The sequence below is a fragment of the Salibaculum halophilum genome, from assembly GCF_002094885.1.
Classification (GTDB): domain Bacteria; phylum Pseudomonadota; class Alphaproteobacteria; order Rhodobacterales; family Rhodobacteraceae; genus Salibaculum; species Salibaculum halophilum.
Map to the genome: position 1 here is coordinate 1 of NZ_MSIT01000008.1, position 16,766 is coordinate 16,766.

Below are 16,766 nucleotides of genomic sequence, written 5' to 3' on the forward strand. Positions count from 1 at the left end.
CCGGGCGACCGCGGCGATCTCGGCCGGGTCGCCGTTGCAATGCAGGACCACGTCGCAGCCCGCGGCCAACGCGGCCCTGGCGCGCGCGGCCACCGGCCCGGCAAGCGCCTCCATGCCGATATCGTCGCTCATCAGCAGCCCGCTGAAGCCAAGGTCGTGGCGGATCAGCCGGATCATGTCGGGGGCCTGCGTGGCCGGGGCGCTCTGGCCCAGCCCCTCGTAGACGACATGCGCCGTCATGCCCAGCGGCAGGTCCGACAACGCCCGGAACGGGGCGAAATCCGTGGCGGCAAGCGCCGCCGCCGGGGCCGCCACGCGAGGCAGTTGCAGGTGGCTGTCGGCCTGCGCGCGCCCGTGGCCCGGCAGGTGCTTGAGCACGGGCAGCACCCCGCCCGCCAGGCACCCGTCGGCAACCGCGCGGGCGATGCGGGTAACATCCGCGACCGCCTCGCCATAGCAGCGGTTGCGCAGGAAGGCATGGGTTTCCGGTCGGGCGAGGTCGGCGCAGGGCACGGCATTGACGTCGATGCCGAGACTGCGCAATTCGTGCCCGATGATCCGGTAGCGCAGCGCCATGGCACGGGCCGGATCGCTGGCGCGCGCCGCGTCCTCCAACGGGGGGCGCCAGGCGCGCCAGTGCGGGGGATGCAGGCGCTGGACGCGGCCGCCCTCCTGGTCGATCAGCACCAGCGCGTCATGCCCGGCCGCGGTGCGCAGGTCGTCGGTCAGGCGGCGCAGCTGATCGGTGGTGTCACAATTGCGCGCGAACAGGATGAAGCCCAAGGGACGGGTTTCAGCGAAAAAGCCGCGCTCCCAGTCTGTTATCTCTGTCCCCGCCGGCCCGAAGACGGCCGCGCAGGGCGCCATTCAGCGCACCACGACCGGGATGCAGGGGGCGTCTTCGGCCACCAGCGCGGCACAGAACCGGCGGGCATCGCTCAGGTCCGAAAATCCTTGCGCTCGCAACCGGTAGAAGGTGCGCCCGCCGGACTCGGCCTCCTGAATGACGCGGGACTTGCCGCCCATGAAATCACCGAACCGGCCCGCCACGCGCGTCCATTCCCGCGCCGCGATCTCGGGGCTGTCGAAGGCGCCCAGTTGCACCAGCTTTGTGCCCGCGGGCAAGGGGCCGGTCAGGGTCGGCGCGGCTGGGGCATCGGGTGCGTCCTCCGCGCTGTCGGTCTGAGTGCTTTCGGGGGCCGGGGCAAGGCTGGCCGGGCGCACGCGCGGCCGCAGGGAATTGGCGACACCGGGCACGCCCGAGTCCACGACATCGGTGCGGCTGACGCCGTTGACGGCGAGTTGAACCGGCGCGTCCTCTCCCTCGGGCAGGTCCGACAGCGGCGCGGCATCGGCGGCGATATCGTCGGCGAGGGCCAGCACTTCCTCGGCACTCAAGCTGTCGCGGGTCGGGGCGGCCTCGGTCGCGTCGGCCGAGGCCGGCGTGATCCGGGCGGGCGTCGCGTCTGCAGGTCGCGGCTCCGGCGCGTCGGCCGTGGCCGGGGCCGCAGCGCCGTCCGCGACTGTTTTGCCAGCAGGGTCGGCCGCGGTCTTGGCCTCCGCGGGCGCCACGGCCAGGTCCTCGTCCTGCAAGGGCGCCTCTACCGGGGCCAGCACGAGCTTGTCCTCGGGGGCGGCGGCGCCGCCCTCGGCCGGCACCGCGTTGACCGCCAGCCCGGTATGGGCGGCGATCTCGCCGCCGGGGTTGTCGGGGGCCACGCGCATCTCGTCCTGCATGGCACGGACCACCGGCACGCCGGTCACGTCGCGCATCAGGATCTTGTAGCCCCAGACCGCCACGCCAACCGCCAGCGTCAGCGACAGCGCCGCGCCGGCCAGGGTGACAACATTGCCGACAGGATTAGCCTGCTCTGGCCCCCAGTCCGGATCTTGGTGGTGGGGGGTGTGACTAGTGTGCCGGGTCGCCTGAGACCCTGCCGTCATCTCTGCCATTTCTGCGCCTCATCGCCCGGCTTGCGCGCCGGTTTACTGCGTCGCCTCAAGGGCCCCGGCGCGCGTGCGCTTCAGCGCATCTCTTCGACCGGGGTCACCCCAAGGATACCAAGCCCGTGCGAAATGACAACGGAAACGGCCCGGATCAGGGCGATTTTCGCCTGTGTTGCCGCAGAATCACCCTCCTGGAGAAAGCGCAGGGCGGGATCGTCGTTGCCGCGGTTCCACAGTGCGTGCAGCTCCGAGGCCAGATCGTACAGGTAGAAGGCGATGCGATGCGGCTCGTGCGTGCGCGCTGCAATCTCGACCAGGCGCGGCCATTCGGCCAGTTTCGCCGCCAGCGCCAGCTCGGCCGGATGCGCGAGACCCGACAGGTCGGCCTGCGCCAGTGCCGCCGGCGAGACGTCCACATCAGCCTTGCGCAGCACCGAGTGCACCCGCGCATGGGCGTATTGCACGTAAAAGACGGGATTGTCCTTGGATTGTTCCGTGACCTTGTCGAAATCGAAATCCAGCGGCGCGTCGTTCTTGCGCGTGAGCATGTGAAACCGGGCGACATCGCGGCCCACGGCCTCGACCACGTCGCGCAGGGTCACGAAGGTGCCCGCGCGCTTGGACATCTTGAAAGGCTCGCCGTTGCGGTAGAGCTTGACCAGCTGGGTCAGCTTGACGTCCAGCGGCACGGTTTCCCCCGACAGCGCCGCCACGGCGGCCTTCATGCGCTTGACATAGCCGCCATGGTCGGCGCCGAAGACGTCGATCAGGGCGTCGAAACCGCGGCTGACCTTGTCGTGGTGATAGGCGATGTCGGGGGCGAAATAGGTCCAGCCGCCATCGGATTTCATGATCGGGCGGTCCACGTCGTCGCCGTAGTCGGTGGACTTGAACAGTGTCTGTTCGCGCGGTTCCCAGTCCTCGGGCAGCTTGCCCTTGGGCGGGGCCAGCGTGCCGCGATATATCAGTCCCTTGGCGCGCAGGTCCTCGATCGCGGCCTCGATCCGGCCGGTGCCGTAAAGCGACTTCTCGGAATAGAAGACGTCCATTTCAACGCCCAGCGCCGCCAGGTCGTCGCGGATCATCGCCATCATCTTCTCGGTCGCGAAGCTGCGCACGGCGTCCAGCCAGACCTCCTCGCCCTTGCCGACATAGGCGTCGCCGACCTCGTCCCTGAGCGCCTCGCCAACCGCGATCAGGTAGTCGCCGGGATAGGTGCCGTCCTCGAAGGCGACCTCCTGCCCGTGCGCTTCGAGGTAGCGCAGGTAGACCGACCGGGCCAGCACGTCGACCTGGGCGCCGCCATCGTTGATGTAGTATTCGCGCGTGACCTCAAAGCCCGCATAATCCAGCAGGCTGGCCAGCGCATCGCCGAAGACCGCGCCGCGGGTATGGCCCACGTGCAGCGGACCGGTGGGATTCGCCGAGACGTATTCGACGTTCACGCTCTGCCCCTGCCCGAGGTCGGAGCGGCCGTAGCGGGGATCAGTCAGGGCCGCGCGGATCACATCGTGCCAGACCGGCGCGGCAAGGCGCATGTTCAGAAAGCCCGGCCCGGCGACCTCGGCCTGCGCGATGCGCGGATCGGCGGCGAGGGTGCCGGCCAGCGCCTCAGCGATGTCGCGCGGTTTCAGCCCGGCGGGCTTGGCCAGCACCATGGCCGCGTTGGTCGCCATGTCGCCGTGGGCCGGGTCGCGCGGCGGCTCGACCGACACGTTGGCATGATCCAGCCCGGCGGGCAGCTGCCCCTCGGCTGCCAGGGCATCGAGACAGTCGATCACGAGCGACCGGATATCGGCGAACAGGTTCATTGGCGCGTCCTCTGGCATGGCGCGGGCGGTTTAGCACCTGCAGGGCCACGGTCAACGCGCAACCGGCCGAGGGCGGTGCTGGACTCAGGGGGCGTCGGCGTAGTCGCCGCACAGAGCACTGCGCCGCCCGGTCAGCGCGGCATGGGTCTTGAGCGCGAAGCGGTCGGTCATCCCGGCGATGTAGTCGGCGACGATCCGCGCCAGCTGCGCCGCGTCCCCGGCCCGGGCCACGTCGCCCTGCCATTCGCCGGGCAGATGCTCCGGCGTGGCCAGGAACAGCGGGAAAAGCTCTTCAACGACCTGCGTGACCCGGCTTCGCATCTCGACCACGCTTGGGGCGCGATACATCCGCGTGAACAGGAAGGCGCGCAGCTCTCGCAGGTCGGCCCAGAGCGCGGGCGAAAAACACACCGTCATGCGCCCGGCCCTGCGGATATCCGCCGGCGTTGCCGGGGCCAGCGCGACGAGGTTGGCGCGCGTCGTGTCGATCACGTCCTCGACCAGCACGCCGAAGAAGCGCCGCAGCGCCTCGTGCCGCCGCCGCGAGGGGTCCAGCCCGGGCCAGGCGCGGTCGACCGCGCGGAAACAGTCGCCGACGCGAGGCAGCGCCAGCAGGTCCTCGGTGGTGAACAGCCCCGCGCGCAGGCCGTCGTGGATGTCGTGGTTGTTGTAGGCGATGTCGTCGGACAGCGCCGCGACCTGGGCCTCGGCGCTGGCGTGCGTGGCCAGCTCCAGGTCATGGCGCGCGTTGTAGTCGGCCAGGGCCACCGGCACCGGGTCGCCCACAGGGCCGTTGTGTTTCGCGATCCCTTCAAGGGTTTCCCAGGTCAGGTTCAGCCCGTCCCAGCCGGCGTAGTGGCGTTCCAGCGACGTCACGATGCGTATCGCCTGGGCGTTGTGGTCGAACCCGCCGTGGGGCGCCATCAGCGCGGACAGCGCCTCCTCCCCGGTGTGGCCGAAAGGGGTGTGGCCCAGATCGTGAGCCAGCGCCACCGCCTCGGTCAGGTCCTCGTTCAGGCCGAGGGCGCGAGCCAGCGTGCGCGCCACCTGCGCCACCTCGATGGAATGGGTCAGGCGGGTGCGAAAATAATCACCCTCGTGTTCGACGAAGACCTGCGTCTTGTGCTTGAGCCGCCGGAAGGCGCTGGAATGGATGATCCGGTCGCGGTCGCGCTGAAAGGGCGTGCGATGCGCGCTTTCGTCCTCGGCGTGGACCCGTCCCCGGGTCGCGCCCGGACCGCATGCAAAAGGCGCTGCCATCGCCCTGCCCCCTCATCACATCGCCGCCGCGGCCTGCCTTGCCGCACCGGCCCGAGATCCCTATATTACAAGTGAAACGAAACCGACAGGGGCCGTCATGCTGAGCGTTCCACCCAAAGTGACCGACCGCGCCTTCGCGCGCCTTAGCGAGATCGCCGCCGCCGATCAGGGCAAGGCGCTGCGCGTGGGCGTCAAGGGCGGGGGGTGCTCCGGTTTCGAGTACGAGATCGACCTCGACGCCCCCGCCGAGGACGATCTGGTTCTCGAAGGTCAGGGCCAAAAGGTCGTGGTCGACAGCACCTCCCTGCCCTTCCTGGCCGATGCGACGATCGATTTCTCCGAGGAACTGATCGGCGCGCGGTTCGTGATCGACAACCCCAACGCCACCAGCAGCTGCGGCTGCGGAACCTCGTTCGCGATCTGAGGCGATCTGGCCTTTTAGATATACTCGGTGACGCGTAGTCGCGACGGGCCGGTGCAATTGTCCGCACCTTTGTGCAAGGCCTTGCGGGCTTCGTGTGCATGGGCGACAACCCGTGGAAACGGAGGCGCCCATGCGGATCGCGACATTCAACATCAACGGGGTCAAAGCGCGGATCGGGGCGCTGACGGACTGGCTGTCGGATAGCCAGCCAGACGTTGTGCTGCTTCAGGAAATCAAGTCGGTTGACGAAACCTTCCCGCGCGAGGCCATCGAGGACCTTGGCTACAACGTCGAGACCCATGGGCAGAAGGGGTTCAACGGTGTCGCCCTGCTGTCGAAATACCCGTTGGAGGATGTCACCCGCGGCCTGCCCGGCGGCGAAGGCACGGGCCGAGACGGGGCCGACGACGCCGAGGCGCGTTACATCGAGGCGACGGTCGTCGGCCAGCAGGCGATCCGGCTTTGCGGGCTTTATCTGCCCAACGGCAACCCGGCGCCGGGGCCGAAATACGACTACAAGCTGCGCTGGATGGACCGGCTGCGCACCCGCGCGCAGGACCTGCTGAACGCCGAGGCGCCCGCTCTCTTGGCCGGGGATTACAACGTCATCCCGCAGGACGAGGACGCCGCCCGGCCCGAGGCCTGGCGCGACGATGCGCTGTTCCTGCCCGAAAGCCGCGCCGCCTTTCGCCGGCTCCTCAACCTCGGCTACACCGAGGCGTTCCGCGCCCGCACCCGCGGCCCGGGGCACTACTCGTTCTGGGACTACCAGGGCGGGGCCTGGGACCGCAACGACGGCATCCGCATCGACCACGTGCTGTTGACCCCGCAGGCCGCTGACCTGATGCAGGACTGCTGGATCGAGGCCGAGATGCGCGGCCGCGAGAAACCCTCCGATCACGTCCCCGTCTGGGTCGACCTCGCTATTTGACACCGCGCCGCGCGCGACGGGGGCATTGAACACCGGCCCGTTGCGGCCTATACGCCGCAACGCAGCGAACAGGGATTCGGCGGCGCGCGTGCCGCCGGACGGCTCTTCCGGCCGCCCATCCGCCGGACAATCGATCAGGCCCCGCGGCCTGCCCCAAGACCGCGCCCGGCGCGCGGCCCAAGGAAAATTTGCGCATGATGTCCCTTTCCGCCTACCGGCACGCCTGGCTCGGCAATATCCGCGGCGATGTTCTGTCCGGTATCGTCGTCGCGCTGGCCCTGATTCCCGAGGCCATCGCCTTTTCCATCATCGCCGGCGTCGATCCCAAGGTCGGGCTTTACGCCAGCTTCTCCATCGCCGTGATCACTGCGATCACCGGCGGCCGGCCCGGCATGATCTCGGCGGCGACGGCGGCAACGGCGGTGCTGATGGTCACGCTCGTCCGCGACCACGGGCTGGAATACCTGCTGGCCACCACGGTGCTGGCCGGCCTGCTGCAGATCGGCGCGGGCCTGCTGAAACTGGGCCATGTCATGCGCTTCGTCTCGCGCTCGGTCATGACCGGCTTCGTCAATGCACTGGCGATCCTGATCTTCATGGCGCAACTGCCCGAGCTTGACCCGCGCACGGTGCCGCCCATCACCTTTGCGCTTGTCGCCGGGGGCCTTGCCATCATCTACTTGTTCCCGCGGCTGACAACCGTGGTGCCCTCGCCGCTGGTGACCATCGTGGTGCTGACCGCGCTGACCCTCGCCATGGGCTGGGACGTGCGCACCGTGGGCGACATGGGCCAACTGCCCGACACGCTGCCGGTCTTCCTGATCCCCGACATCCCGCTGACTTTCGAGACGCTGCAGATCATCTTTCCCTATGCCCTCGCGGTGGCCGTCGTGGGCCTGCTGGAAAGCCTGATGACCCAGCAGATCGTCGACGACCTCACCGACACCGCCTCGGACCGCAACCAGGAATGCATCGGCCAGGGCCTGGCCAATACCGCCACCGGTTTCATCGGCGGCATGGCCGGCTGCGCCATGATCGGTCAGTCGATCATCAACGTGAAATCCGGCGGCCGCGGGCGGCTGTCCAGCTTCGCCGCCGGGGTCGTGCTGCTGATCCTGGTGGTGGGGCTGGGCGACATCGTCGCCGTCATCCCCATGGCCGCGCTGGTGGCGATCATGATCATGGTCTCGATCGGCACCTTCTCCTGGTCCTCCATCAGGAACCTGCGCGACCATCCGCGCAGTTCCTCGATCGTGATGCTGGCGACGGTGTTCTTCGTGGTCTACACGCACAACCTGGCCATCGGCGTGCTGGTGGGCGTGCTGCTGTCGGGGCTTTTCTTTGCCTGGAAGATCGCGCAGCTGTTCCGCGTGCGCAGCGAGATCACCGCCGACGGCACCCACCGGACCTATTTCGTCGAAGGGCAGCTGTTCTTCGCCTCGGCCGAGGATTTCATGGCCGCCTTCGATTTCAAGGAAGCCCCCGACACCGTCACCATCGACGTCAGCCGCGCCCATATCTGGGACATTTCCTCGGTGGCCGCGCTGGACATGGCCGTGCTCAAGTTCCGCCGCGAGGGCGCCGAGGTCGAGCTGATCGGCCTCAACGCGGCCTCGGAAACCATCGTCGACCGGTTGGCCGTGCATGACAAGCCCGGCGCCATGGACGAGTTGCTGGGCCACTGAGGAGAGACGAGATGACCACCAATACCCTGATCGCCCTTGTCGATGGCTCGGCCTATTCGGAAAGCGTGTGCCACCACGCGGCCTGGATCGCGGGCCGCACCGGCTTTACCGTCAAGGTCTACCACGTCATGGGCCGCCGCAGCGCACCCGAAAACCAGGACCTGAGCGGCGCGATCCGGCTGGGCGCGCGCTCGCGCCTGCTCGAACAGCTCTCCGAGCTGGACGCCGAGCGCGCCAAGCTGGCCCATGACCACGGCCGCGCCATCCTCGAGGACGCCAAGGCGATCATCGCGGGCGACGGGGCCATTTCCGTGCAGACCCGCCTGCGCCAGGGTGACCTGGTCGAGACGATCACCGCCAAGGAAGACACCGGCGACATGATCGTCATCGGCAAGCGCGGCGAGGCGGCCGGCATGGCCATGGAGCACCTCGGCTCGAACCTCGAACGCATCGTGCGGGCCAGCCATCGGCCCGTCTTCGTGGCCAACCGCGCCTTCACGGTGCCGCAAAAGGTGCTGGTCGCCTTCGACGGCGGGGCCTCGTCGCTCAAGGCGGTGGATTACATCGCCCGCAGCCCGGTCTTCGCCGGGTTGCAGATCACGCTGGTCTTTGCCGGCGCCGCCACGCCCGAGATCGACGCGGCGCTGGCGAATGCCGCCGCGACGCTGCGCGCGGGCGGCTTCGAGGCGGAGACCCGCACCGCCCCCGGTGAGCCGGAAAAGGTGCTCGCGCAGATGACCGGGGCCGACGGCCACGACCTGCTGGTCATGGGCGCCTACGGCCACAGCCGTGTGCGGTCGCTGCTGATCGGGTCGACCACCACCGAAATGCTGCGCTCGTGCAAGGTGCCGGTGGTGCTGATGCGCTGACCGGGACGGCGGGCGGGGCGCCTTCGGGCCGACAGGCCCGAACAGCGGCGCCCGGTGTCACGCCCGGGTCACGTCGTGATCGTAAAGCCAGTTCAGCCGGTTCAGATAGGCATTGGGCGACAGCGCCCCGATCCCGCGCAGGCCTAGATGCGCCGCCCGGCGCGGCAGGCCCGACAGGTGGTATTTCACCGCGTTGCCGTTGGCGACCGCAATCGCCCGCTGCACCCGCGCCCGCCGCATCTGCTGATAGCGCGGCAGCGCCGCCGCGATCTCGTCACCGTCGCAGCAGGCGGCCAACGCCCAGGCGTCCTCGAAGGCCAGGTTCGCCCCCTGCGCCAGGAAGGGCAGCGTCGGATGCGCCGCGTCGCCCAGGATCGCGATCGTGTCAGTGTGCCAGTGGTCGGCCACTGGGTGGCGGAACAACCCCCAGAGGCCGACCGCGTCGACCTGTTCCAACAGTCCTGTCAGCCGCCCCGACAGGCCGCGAAAGGCATGGCGCAGGTTGCCGGGATCGTCGGGGATGTTCCATCCCTCTTTGGCCCATTGCCGCCGCTCCTGTACCGCCACGATATTGAGCCGCCCGCCAGGCAGCGGGTAGGTCACGGCGTGCTGTCCGGGGGCCGTCCAGACACGGGCCACCGGCGCCGCCCCGGGGTGGTCGATCACCGCCCGCCAGGCCACCTGGCCGGTGAACTCGGCCGTATCAGCCCCGTTGAGCAGCGGGCGCAGCACCGAGCGGATGCCGTCGCCACCGACGACGAGGTCGGCCGCGGGCAGCGCATCGGGCGTGATCTCGGCCCCCGTGTGCAGGGTGACACCTGCCGCGCTGCAGCCCTTCAGCAGAATGTCGATCAGCGCGGCACGATGGAAAAAGCGATAGGCCGGGCCGGGGCGGCCGGACAGGTCGAAGCGCGTCAGGCTGCGCCCGGTGACCGCGTCCATCGGCTCGACGGCCTGCACGGCGACGGACCGCTCGGCGGCGGCGCCGTCCAGCCCCAGCGCGGCCAGCACCCGCGCGCCGTTGGGCGAGACCTGGATGCCCGCGCCCACCTCGGCAATCTCGGGCGCCCGCTCGAAAACCTCGACCCGCGCGCCCCGCTGAGCGAAGGCCAGCGCGGCGGCAAGACCTCCCAGGCCACCCCCCACCACAGCAATACGGCGGCCCCGGTTGCGGCCGCCGCGCGATGCTGTCGGGTTGTCACGGGTCACGTCAGTCGTCCCGGTGGACCTTCTCGCGGCGCTCGTGCCGCTCCTGCGCCTCGAGCGACATCGTGGCGATGGGCCGCGCGTCCAGCCGCTTGAGGCTGATCGGCTCGCCGGTGATCTCGCAGTAGCCGTATTCGCCTTCCTCGATGCGGCGCAGGGCGCTGTCGATCTTGGAGACCAGCTTGCGCTGGCGGTCGCGGGTGCGCAATTCCAGTGCGCGGTCGGTCTCCTCGCTGGCGCGGTCGGCCACGTCGGGGATGTTGCGGGTGCTGTCCTTCATCCCCTCGATGGTGTCGCGGCTGTCCTCGAGGATCTCGGATTTCCAGTTGATCAGCTTGCGCCGGAAGTACTCCAGCTGGAGGTCGTTCATGAAGGGTTCGTCTTCGGCCGGCTTGTAATCCTCCGGCAGGAAAACTTCTGCTTTCATCTCGTCTCTCCTGGACAGGATGGGCGCCGTCGCATCGGACTCGTCTGACAATGTGCGGCCTCCTTCTGTGGCGCGTCTTACCCCGATCATGTCCACCTGTCACCCCCCGATCTGGGGCTTTGCCCGCACCGCTTGAAGGTCCCGCGCGACCTGCTAGGCTCCGCGCTCGTCCTCCGCCCCGTTTCGCTGCAAGAGGCCAGAAAACATGCATTTCTCGGGCACCGAATCCTATGTCGCCACCGATGATCTCATGGTGGCCGTCAACGCCGCCATCGCGCTGGAACGGCCCCTGTTGGTCAAGGGCGAGCCGGGCACCGGCAAGACCGAGCTGGCCCGCCAGGTTTCGGCCGGGCTGGGGCTGGATATGCTGGAATGGCACATCAAGTCCACCACCAAGGCCCAGCAGGGTCTTTACGAATACGACGCGGTCAGCCGCCTGCGCGACAGCCAGCTGGGCGACGAACGCGTGCACGACGTGGCCAATTACATCCGCCGCGGCAAGCTGTGGGAGGCCTTCGAGGCACCCGCACGGACGGTCCTGCTCATCGACGAGATCGACAAGGCCGACATCGAGTTTCCCAACGACTTGCTGCAGGAACTCGACCGGATGGAATTCCACGTCCACGAGACCGGCCAGACGGTGCGCGCGCGCCAGCGCCCCATCGTCATCATCACCTCCAATAACGAAAAGGACCTGCCCGACGCCTTTCTGCGGCGCTGCTTTTTCCACTACATCCGGTTTCCGGACATGGAGACGCTCAAGCGCATCGTCGCGGTGCATCACCCCGGCATCAAGGATGCGCTGCTGACCACGGCCCTGACGCAATTCTACGAGATTCGCGACCAGGCGGGGCTGAAGAAGAAACCCTCGACCTCGGAGGTGCTCGACTGGCTCAAGCTGCTTCTGGCCGAGGACCTGGACCCGGATGACCTGGCCCGCGACGGGGCCTCGACCCTGCCCCGGCTGCACGGGGCGCTGCTCAAGAACGAACAGGACGTGCAGCTTTTCGAACGCCTGGCCTTCATGGCGCGCGCCGGGCGCTGACTGCGCGCCTGAAACAGTCCGAGCGGACGCTTGCGCAGAGAAGGTCGCGGGGCTGATCTGCAAGATGGCGCGGCGATCCCGTGCCCAAGATGTTGGGGCGCCGTGACGCGCTGCCACTAAGGCGTTGAGTCTTTTGCATCACACCGGGCCAGGAACGCCCGCACCCGGCGCGGTTGCCCCTCGCCTTGGTCGCCTGCCCTGCGCTCTAACAGGACCCGCGCCCGCGCGGGTCGCGCAATTGCCGCAATTCGTTCTCAAAGGCGCCGCAGTCCGCTGGCACGCCGGAGCTTCAAGTTTGAAGGAGAGCAGGTTTGGCCAAGGCAAAGATGCCGGTCGATATCCGCCCGCTGACCTCGGCCGACGCGGCGGAATGGCGCAGGTTGTGGACCGATTACCTGACCTTTTACGACACCGGCGTCGATGAGGCTGTCTATGCCAGCACGTTCGCCCGCCTGCTGGGCGACGACCCCGGCGATTTCAATTGTCGCCTGGCGGTGGTGGACGACCGGCCCGTCGGCCTGGTGCACTACCTGTTCCACCGGCATGCCTGGCGGGTCGAGAACGTCTGCTACCTTCAAGACCTTTACACCGATCCGCGCGTCAGGGGCCATGGCGTCGGCCGCGCCCTGATCGAGGCTGTATATGCCGCCGCCGACACGGGCGGCGCGCCCGCGGTCTACTGGCTGACGCAGGATTTCAACCATGCCGCCCGCCACCTCTACGACCGGGTCGGGGTCCTGACCCCCTTCATCAAGTACCAGAGGCCCGCGCCATGACCGGCCGCGCGCTGCGCCGCCTGGCCACGCTCTGCATGGCGCTGCTGACCGCCTGCACGCCGGTGCCGCCGGGGCCCGAGACGCCGTCGCGCGCGATCAGCGGCCTGCCCGACCGGGTCCTGCCCGCCATGCGGTCCTTCCCCGGTCAGCGCGTCGAGACGCCGACCCGCTCGAACCGCGAGATCGGCCGCGATTTCATGGACCTGACCTTCCGCATGGAAAGCGGACGCCGGGTCCCGCGGCTAACCCGCTTCGAAACCCCCGTCAGCGTGCGCGTCACCGGGCCGGCGCCCGCCAGCCTGACCCGTGACCTGCGGGCGCTGCTGGCCCGCCTGCGCCGCGAGGCCGGTATCGAGATCTTCGAGACCGATGGCCCTGACGCGGGGATCACCGTCCAGGCGCTGCCGCGGGCCGTGCTCAACGACGCGGTGCCGCGCGCGGCCTGCTTCGTGGTGCCGCGGGTCTCGACCTGGGCCGCGTTCGACCGCGCACGCCGAACCGCGCAGGTAGACTGGACGACGCTGCAGCGCCGCGACCGTGCCGCAGTCTTTGTTCCCTCCGACGCCGCCCCGCAGGAGATCCGCGACTGCTTGCACGAGGAACTGGCCCAGGCGCTGGGGCCGCTCAACGATCTCTACCGGCTGCCCGACAGCACCTTCAACGACGACAATATCCACGCGGTGCTGACCGGGTTCGACATGCTTATCCTGCGCGCCTACTACGACCCGGCGCTGGCCAACGGGATGCGCCGGGGCGCTGTGGCCGCGCGCCTGCCCGGCATCCTGGCGCGGCTGAACCCCGCCGGCCAGGCCCGGCCGGTGCGGCCGCATGCCGACACTCCGCGCGACTGGATCGACGACATCGAACTGGCGCTTTCGGCAGGCGCGGCGCCCGCCCGGCGGCGCAACGCGGCCCAGGCGGCGATCCGACTTGGCGAGACGAAGAACTGGCGCGACGCGCGCGACGGTTTCGCGCATTACGCCTTTGGCCGCTTGAATGTCAGCCACGACCCTGAGGTGGCGCTGGCCAGTTTCCGCCGGGCGATGCAGTTCTACCAGGGCAATCCCCTGACGCGGCTGCACGCCGCGCATGTGGCCGTGCAGCTGGCCGCCTTCGCGCTGTCGTCTGGGGACGCGGCGATGGTCGAGAGGCTGGTCGACGGCGCGATCCCCGTGGCCCGGCGCCACGAGAACGCCGCGCTGCTGGCCACGCTGATGATGTTCAAGGCCGAGGCGCTGGCCCTGCGCGGCCGCGACGCCGAGGCACAGGCGATGCGCATGGACTCTCTGGGATGGGCGCGCTACGGCTTCGGCACAGAAACGAACGTGCGCGCGCGGATGCGCGAAATCCGGGCGCTGACCCCGACACAAGGACCCTGACGATGATCTACCCGCTTGGCGGCCTCGTGATCGGTGCCCTGGCCGGGGCCGTGATGGCCCGGCGCAAGGGCGGCAGCCGGCTGGACATGCTGCAATGGGCGGCAGTGATGGCCATCATCCTCGGCGTGCTGGGCATGTTCGTGACCGTGGGCATCACGCGCGCGGCCGTCTAGGCCCAATGTTCCTGCGCTTTTTCGAGACCCTGCGCGCGCATGGAGTGCCGGTGTCGCTGGGCGAGCACCTGTCGTTTCTCGATGCCCTGGCCACGGGGATGGCCACCTACGACATCGACGCCTTCTACTACCTGGCCCGCGCCACGCTGGTGAAGGACGAAACCCTCATCGACCGCTTCGACCGCGCCTTCGCCGCCAGTTTCGCGGGGCTTGAGCAGGTCGACACCGCCGAGATGATCGAGGCGGTGGACCTGCCGGCGGAATGGTTGGAAAAGCTGGCCGAAACGCAGCTGAGCGAGGAAGACCGCGCCGAGATCGCCGCGCTTGGCGGCTTCGACACGCTGATGGAGACGCTGAAAGAGCGGCTGCGCACACAGACCGAGCGCCATCAGGGCGGCAACACCTGGATCGGCACCGCCGGCACCTCGCCATTCGGGGCGCATGGCTACAACCCCGAGGGCGTGCGCATCGGGCAGGACGGCTCGCGCCACCAGCGCGCGGTGAAAGTCTGGGACAGGCGCGAATTCCGCGACTACGACGACCAGGTCCAGATCGGCACCCGCAATATCAAGGTGGCGCTGAAACGCCTGCGCAGATGGGTGCGCGATGGGGCCGCGGACGAGCTGGATCTGCCCGGCACGATCCGGGCGACCGCCGAGAACGGCTACCTCGACGTCCGGACCCGCCCCGAACGGCGCAACGCGGTCAAGGTGCTTCTGTTTCTCGACGTGGGCGGCTCCATGGACCCGCATGTGCAACTGGTCGAAGAACTGTTCAGCGCCGCCCGTTCCGAGTTCAAGCACCTGGAAAACTACTACTTCCACAACTGCCTCTACGAGGGCGTCTGGCGCGACAGCCGCCGGCGCTGGTCCGCGCAGACTCCGACATGGGAGGTGCTGCGCACCTACGGTGCCGACTACAAGTGCATCTTCGTGGGCGACGCCAGCATGTCGCCCTACGAGATCGCCTGGCCGGGCGGCGCCAACGAACACTGGAACGCGGAGGCCGGCGCGGTCTGGCTGTCGCGCGCGCTGGCACAATGGCCCGACGCGCTGTGGCTCAACCCGGTGCCCGAACACCACTGGGGCCACACACAGTCAATCGGGATGATCCGCCAGCTTCTCGGCCCCGAGCGGATGGTGCCCATGACACTCGACGGGATCGACCGCGGCATGCGGGTGCTGGGGCGATAAGCCGCCCGTACGTCAGTCGGGCGCCTCGTCGAGCACGCCGTCCAGGCTCATCTGCTGGTAAAGCAGCCCCTCGCGCAGGCCGCGATCGGCCACCGACAAACGGTCGGTGGGCCAGAGCCGCATCAGCGCCTGCAGGATCGCCGAGCCTGACATGATCAGCGCCTGTCGGTCCTTGCCGATGCGCGGATCGCTGCGCCGCCCCTCGGGACCCAGCGACAAATAGCGCCGGATCACCGAGTCGATCTCGTCCGAACTCATGCGCAGCCCGTCGACCTTGGTGCGGTCGTAGCGGCGCAGGCCCAGGTGGCTGGCGGCCACCGTCGTGACCGTGCCGCTGGTGCCGATGATCTGGAAGCCCTCGCGCGATTGTTCCGCGGCCGAGGGGGCGAATTTCTCGAGCGATTCCTCGAAGAACCAGCTCATCAGCGCGAAACGCGCCGAGTCGTCCTCGACATCGGAAAACTGGTCGCGCAGGGTGGCCACGCCTAGCGGCACCGAGATCCAGTCCACGACCTCGGCCGAGGGGACCGGGCCCGCGGCCTGACGGAACCCCGAATGCAGTCGCATGATGGCGCGTGGCCGGTCGCGCGAGGGGACCCGCGTCAGGTCGATCCAGACCAGTTCGGTGGAGCCGCCGCCGATGTCGACCACCAGCAGCTGTTCGGTCTTGCGCGACACCAGCGGCGCGCAGGAAATCACCGCCAGGCGCGCCTCTTCCTCGGGCTGGATGATTTCCAGCCGCAACCCGGTTTCGCGGCGGACCTGCTTGATGAACTGGCGTGCGTTGATGGCGCGTCGGCAGGCCTCGGTCGCCACCAGCCGCATCCGGCGGACCTTGTGGCGCTGCAGCTTCTGGCGGCAGACGCGCATCGCGTTGATCGTGCGCCAGACCGAGGCGCGCGAGAGCTTTCCACTCGATTCCAGACCCTGCCCGAGCTGGACGGATTTCGAAAAACTGTCGACCACGTCGAACTGGCTGCCCCGCGGCTGGGCAATCAGCATGCGACAACTGTTTGTGCCCAGGTCCAGCGCTGCATAGAGCTCTGGCGGACCGGGCGGGGTCGGCGCGGGGCTTTCGACCGGGTTCGGGACAGCGCCCGCACCATTGGGACGCCTGGGCGTCATCGTCACGCCCTCCGATTTCGAGTTGTTCATAAGGTAGAGCGGCGGGGAGTCATGCGCAAGTCTTGTGCCGGGCGCGCGTCGCTTTGCGCCCACGGCGTCGTTCACCGGGGGTGTCATGTCGAAAACAAGCGCCGCACATGCCGCCGAGGCGGATAGTAAGGGGCAAATCACCCCTACGAGAGGGAATCGCGCAGATGGCCGAGGTCACCATCGTTTATTGGCGGGACATTCCGGCCCAGGTCATCGTCGGCAAGGGACGCCGGGCAGCGAAACTGCCGCTGAGCGAACGGTTCGAACAGGCCATCGACCGCGCCGCGATGAAGTCAGGCGCCGCCGAGACGGATGATTACCTGGCCGAGTGGCACCGCGCGGCCCCCTACACGCGCGAGGGCGACGCCGCGCAGGTCGCCGAGGCCGAGGTCGCCCGCATCGAGGCCGACTACGACGCGGCCCGGCTGAAGGCCCTGATCGACAACGACGGCCGGGCGTGACCGGCCCACCCCCCGTTTCCCGCC

At 68.8% G+C, this 16,766-nt stretch carries 17 protein-coding genes and 1 other annotated feature; of the genes, 10 read left to right on the forward strand and 7 right to left on the reverse strand.

All coding sequences use genetic code 11. The annotated features are described in order from the left end of the window. From BU124_RS06765 to BU124_RS06780, 4 genes are all read right to left on the reverse strand, one after another. Window positions 1-783 (reverse strand): glycoside hydrolase family 3 N-terminal domain-containing protein (locus BU124_RS06765; RefSeq protein ID WP_342743727.1); only part of this gene is annotated, 783 nt, incomplete at its 3' end. A gap of 84 nt (window positions 784-867) precedes the next feature. Then, window positions 868-1,953: an SPOR domain-containing protein gene (locus tag BU124_RS06770; protein ID WP_245831630.1), complete on the reverse strand. Its 1,086-nt coding sequence runs from the start codon at window positions 1,951-1,953 to the stop codon at window positions 868-870. A gap of 71 nt (window positions 1,954-2,024) precedes the next feature. Next, window positions 2,025-3,758, reverse strand: coding sequence for an arginine--tRNA ligase (gene argS / locus BU124_RS06775; RefSeq protein WP_084861998.1), 1,734 nt, complete (start codon window positions 3,756-3,758; stop codon window positions 2,025-2,027). An 84-nt stretch (window positions 3,759-3,842) separates the two neighbouring features. Then, window positions 3,843-5,018, reverse strand: coding sequence for a deoxyguanosinetriphosphate triphosphohydrolase (locus BU124_RS06780; protein ID WP_084862000.1), 1,176 nt, complete (start codon window positions 5,016-5,018; stop codon window positions 3,843-3,845). Between the two features lie 100 nt (window positions 5,019-5,118). On the opposite strand from BU124_RS06780, the gene BU124_RS06785 reads away from it, so the two are divergent. The 4 genes from BU124_RS06785 to BU124_RS06800 all read left to right on the forward strand — a co-directional run bounded on the left by BU124_RS06785 (window position 5,119) and on the right by BU124_RS06800 (window position 8,927). Continuing rightward, entirely contained in the window at window positions 5,119-5,442 is a 324-nt protein-coding gene (locus BU124_RS06785; protein WP_084862327.1) for a HesB/IscA family protein, read from the forward strand. A 130-nt stretch (window positions 5,443-5,572) separates the two neighbouring features. Continuing rightward, the gene (gene xth, locus BU124_RS06790) at window positions 5,573-6,373 is read left to right on the forward strand and encodes an exodeoxyribonuclease III (RefSeq protein ID WP_084862002.1); all 801 of its coding nucleotides are present in this window, start codon (window positions 5,573-5,575) and stop codon (window positions 6,371-6,373) included. A gap of 69 nt (window positions 6,374-6,442) precedes the next feature. Then, window positions 6,443-6,505: a sequence feature (sul1 is cis-regulatory element that is thought to sense ions involved in sulfur or methionine metabolism; They are found in Alphaproteobacteria), on the forward strand. A 62-nt stretch (window positions 6,506-6,567) separates the two neighbouring features. Beyond that, window positions 6,568-8,058 (forward strand): SulP family inorganic anion transporter, encoded by a 1,491-nt coding sequence (locus BU124_RS06795; RefSeq protein WP_084862003.1) that lies wholly within the window; start codon window positions 6,568-6,570, stop codon window positions 8,056-8,058. Between the two features lie 11 nt (window positions 8,059-8,069). Next, window positions 8,070-8,927, forward strand: coding sequence for a universal stress protein (locus tag BU124_RS06800; RefSeq protein WP_084862005.1), 858 nt, complete (start codon window positions 8,070-8,072; stop codon window positions 8,925-8,927). Window positions 8,928-8,984: 57 nt separating this feature from the next. Here BU124_RS06800 and BU124_RS06805 read toward each other — a convergent pair whose 3' ends face one another. Continuing rightward, the gene (locus tag BU124_RS06805) at window positions 8,985-10,136 is read right to left on the reverse strand and encodes an FAD-dependent monooxygenase (protein ID WP_245831631.1); all 1,152 of its coding nucleotides are present in this window, start codon (window positions 10,134-10,136) and stop codon (window positions 8,985-8,987) included. Between the two features lies 1 nt (window position 10,137). Continuing rightward, the gene (dksA, locus tag BU124_RS06810; RefSeq protein WP_084862007.1) at window positions 10,138-10,560 is read right to left on the reverse strand and encodes an RNA polymerase-binding protein DksA; all 423 of its coding nucleotides are present in this window, start codon (window positions 10,558-10,560) and stop codon (window positions 10,138-10,140) included. 205 nt (window positions 10,561-10,765) lie between these two features. Here dksA and BU124_RS06815 point away from each other — a divergent pair, with 205 nt between their 5' ends. From BU124_RS06815 to BU124_RS06830, 5 genes are all read left to right on the forward strand, one after another. Then, the gene (locus tag BU124_RS06815) at window positions 10,766-11,605 is read left to right on the forward strand and encodes an AAA family ATPase (RefSeq protein ID WP_084862009.1); all 840 of its coding nucleotides are present in this window, start codon (window positions 10,766-10,768) and stop codon (window positions 11,603-11,605) included. A gap of 326 nt (window positions 11,606-11,931) precedes the next feature. Beyond that, window positions 11,932-12,381 (forward strand): GNAT family N-acetyltransferase, encoded by a 450-nt coding sequence (locus BU124_RS06820; RefSeq protein ID WP_084862330.1) that lies wholly within the window; start codon window positions 11,932-11,934, stop codon window positions 12,379-12,381. Next, the gene (locus tag BU124_RS06825; RefSeq protein ID WP_084862010.1) at window positions 12,378-13,760 is read left to right on the forward strand and encodes a DUF2927 domain-containing protein; all 1,383 of its coding nucleotides are present in this window, start codon (window positions 12,378-12,380) and stop codon (window positions 13,758-13,760) included. Before BU124_RS06820 ends, BU124_RS06825 begins: the two co-directional genes overlap by 4 nt. A 2-nt stretch (window positions 13,761-13,762) precedes the next feature. Then, window positions 13,763-13,933, forward strand: coding sequence for a hypothetical protein (locus tag BU124_RS14765; protein WP_179141878.1), 171 nt, complete (start codon window positions 13,763-13,765; stop codon window positions 13,931-13,933). Window positions 13,934-13,938: 5 nt separating this feature from the next. Next, entirely contained in the window at window positions 13,939-15,126 is a 1,188-nt protein-coding gene (locus BU124_RS06830) for a vWA domain-containing protein (RefSeq protein ID WP_084862012.1), read from the forward strand. A 12-nt stretch (window positions 15,127-15,138) separates the two neighbouring features. Here BU124_RS06830 and BU124_RS06835 read toward each other — a convergent pair whose 3' ends face one another. After that, window positions 15,139-16,251, reverse strand: coding sequence for a Ppx/GppA phosphatase family protein (locus tag BU124_RS06835; protein WP_084862332.1), 1,113 nt, complete (start codon window positions 16,249-16,251; stop codon window positions 15,139-15,141). A 194-nt stretch (window positions 16,252-16,445) separates the two neighbouring features. Here BU124_RS06835 and BU124_RS06840 point away from each other — a divergent pair, with 194 nt between their 5' ends. Further along, window positions 16,446-16,742 carry a virulence factor gene (locus BU124_RS06840; RefSeq protein ID WP_084862014.1) on the forward strand — a complete coding sequence of 99 codons (297 nt, stop codon included), beginning with the start codon at window positions 16,446-16,448 and terminating at the stop codon, window positions 16,740-16,742. Window positions 16,743-16,766: the final 24 nt, after the last annotated feature.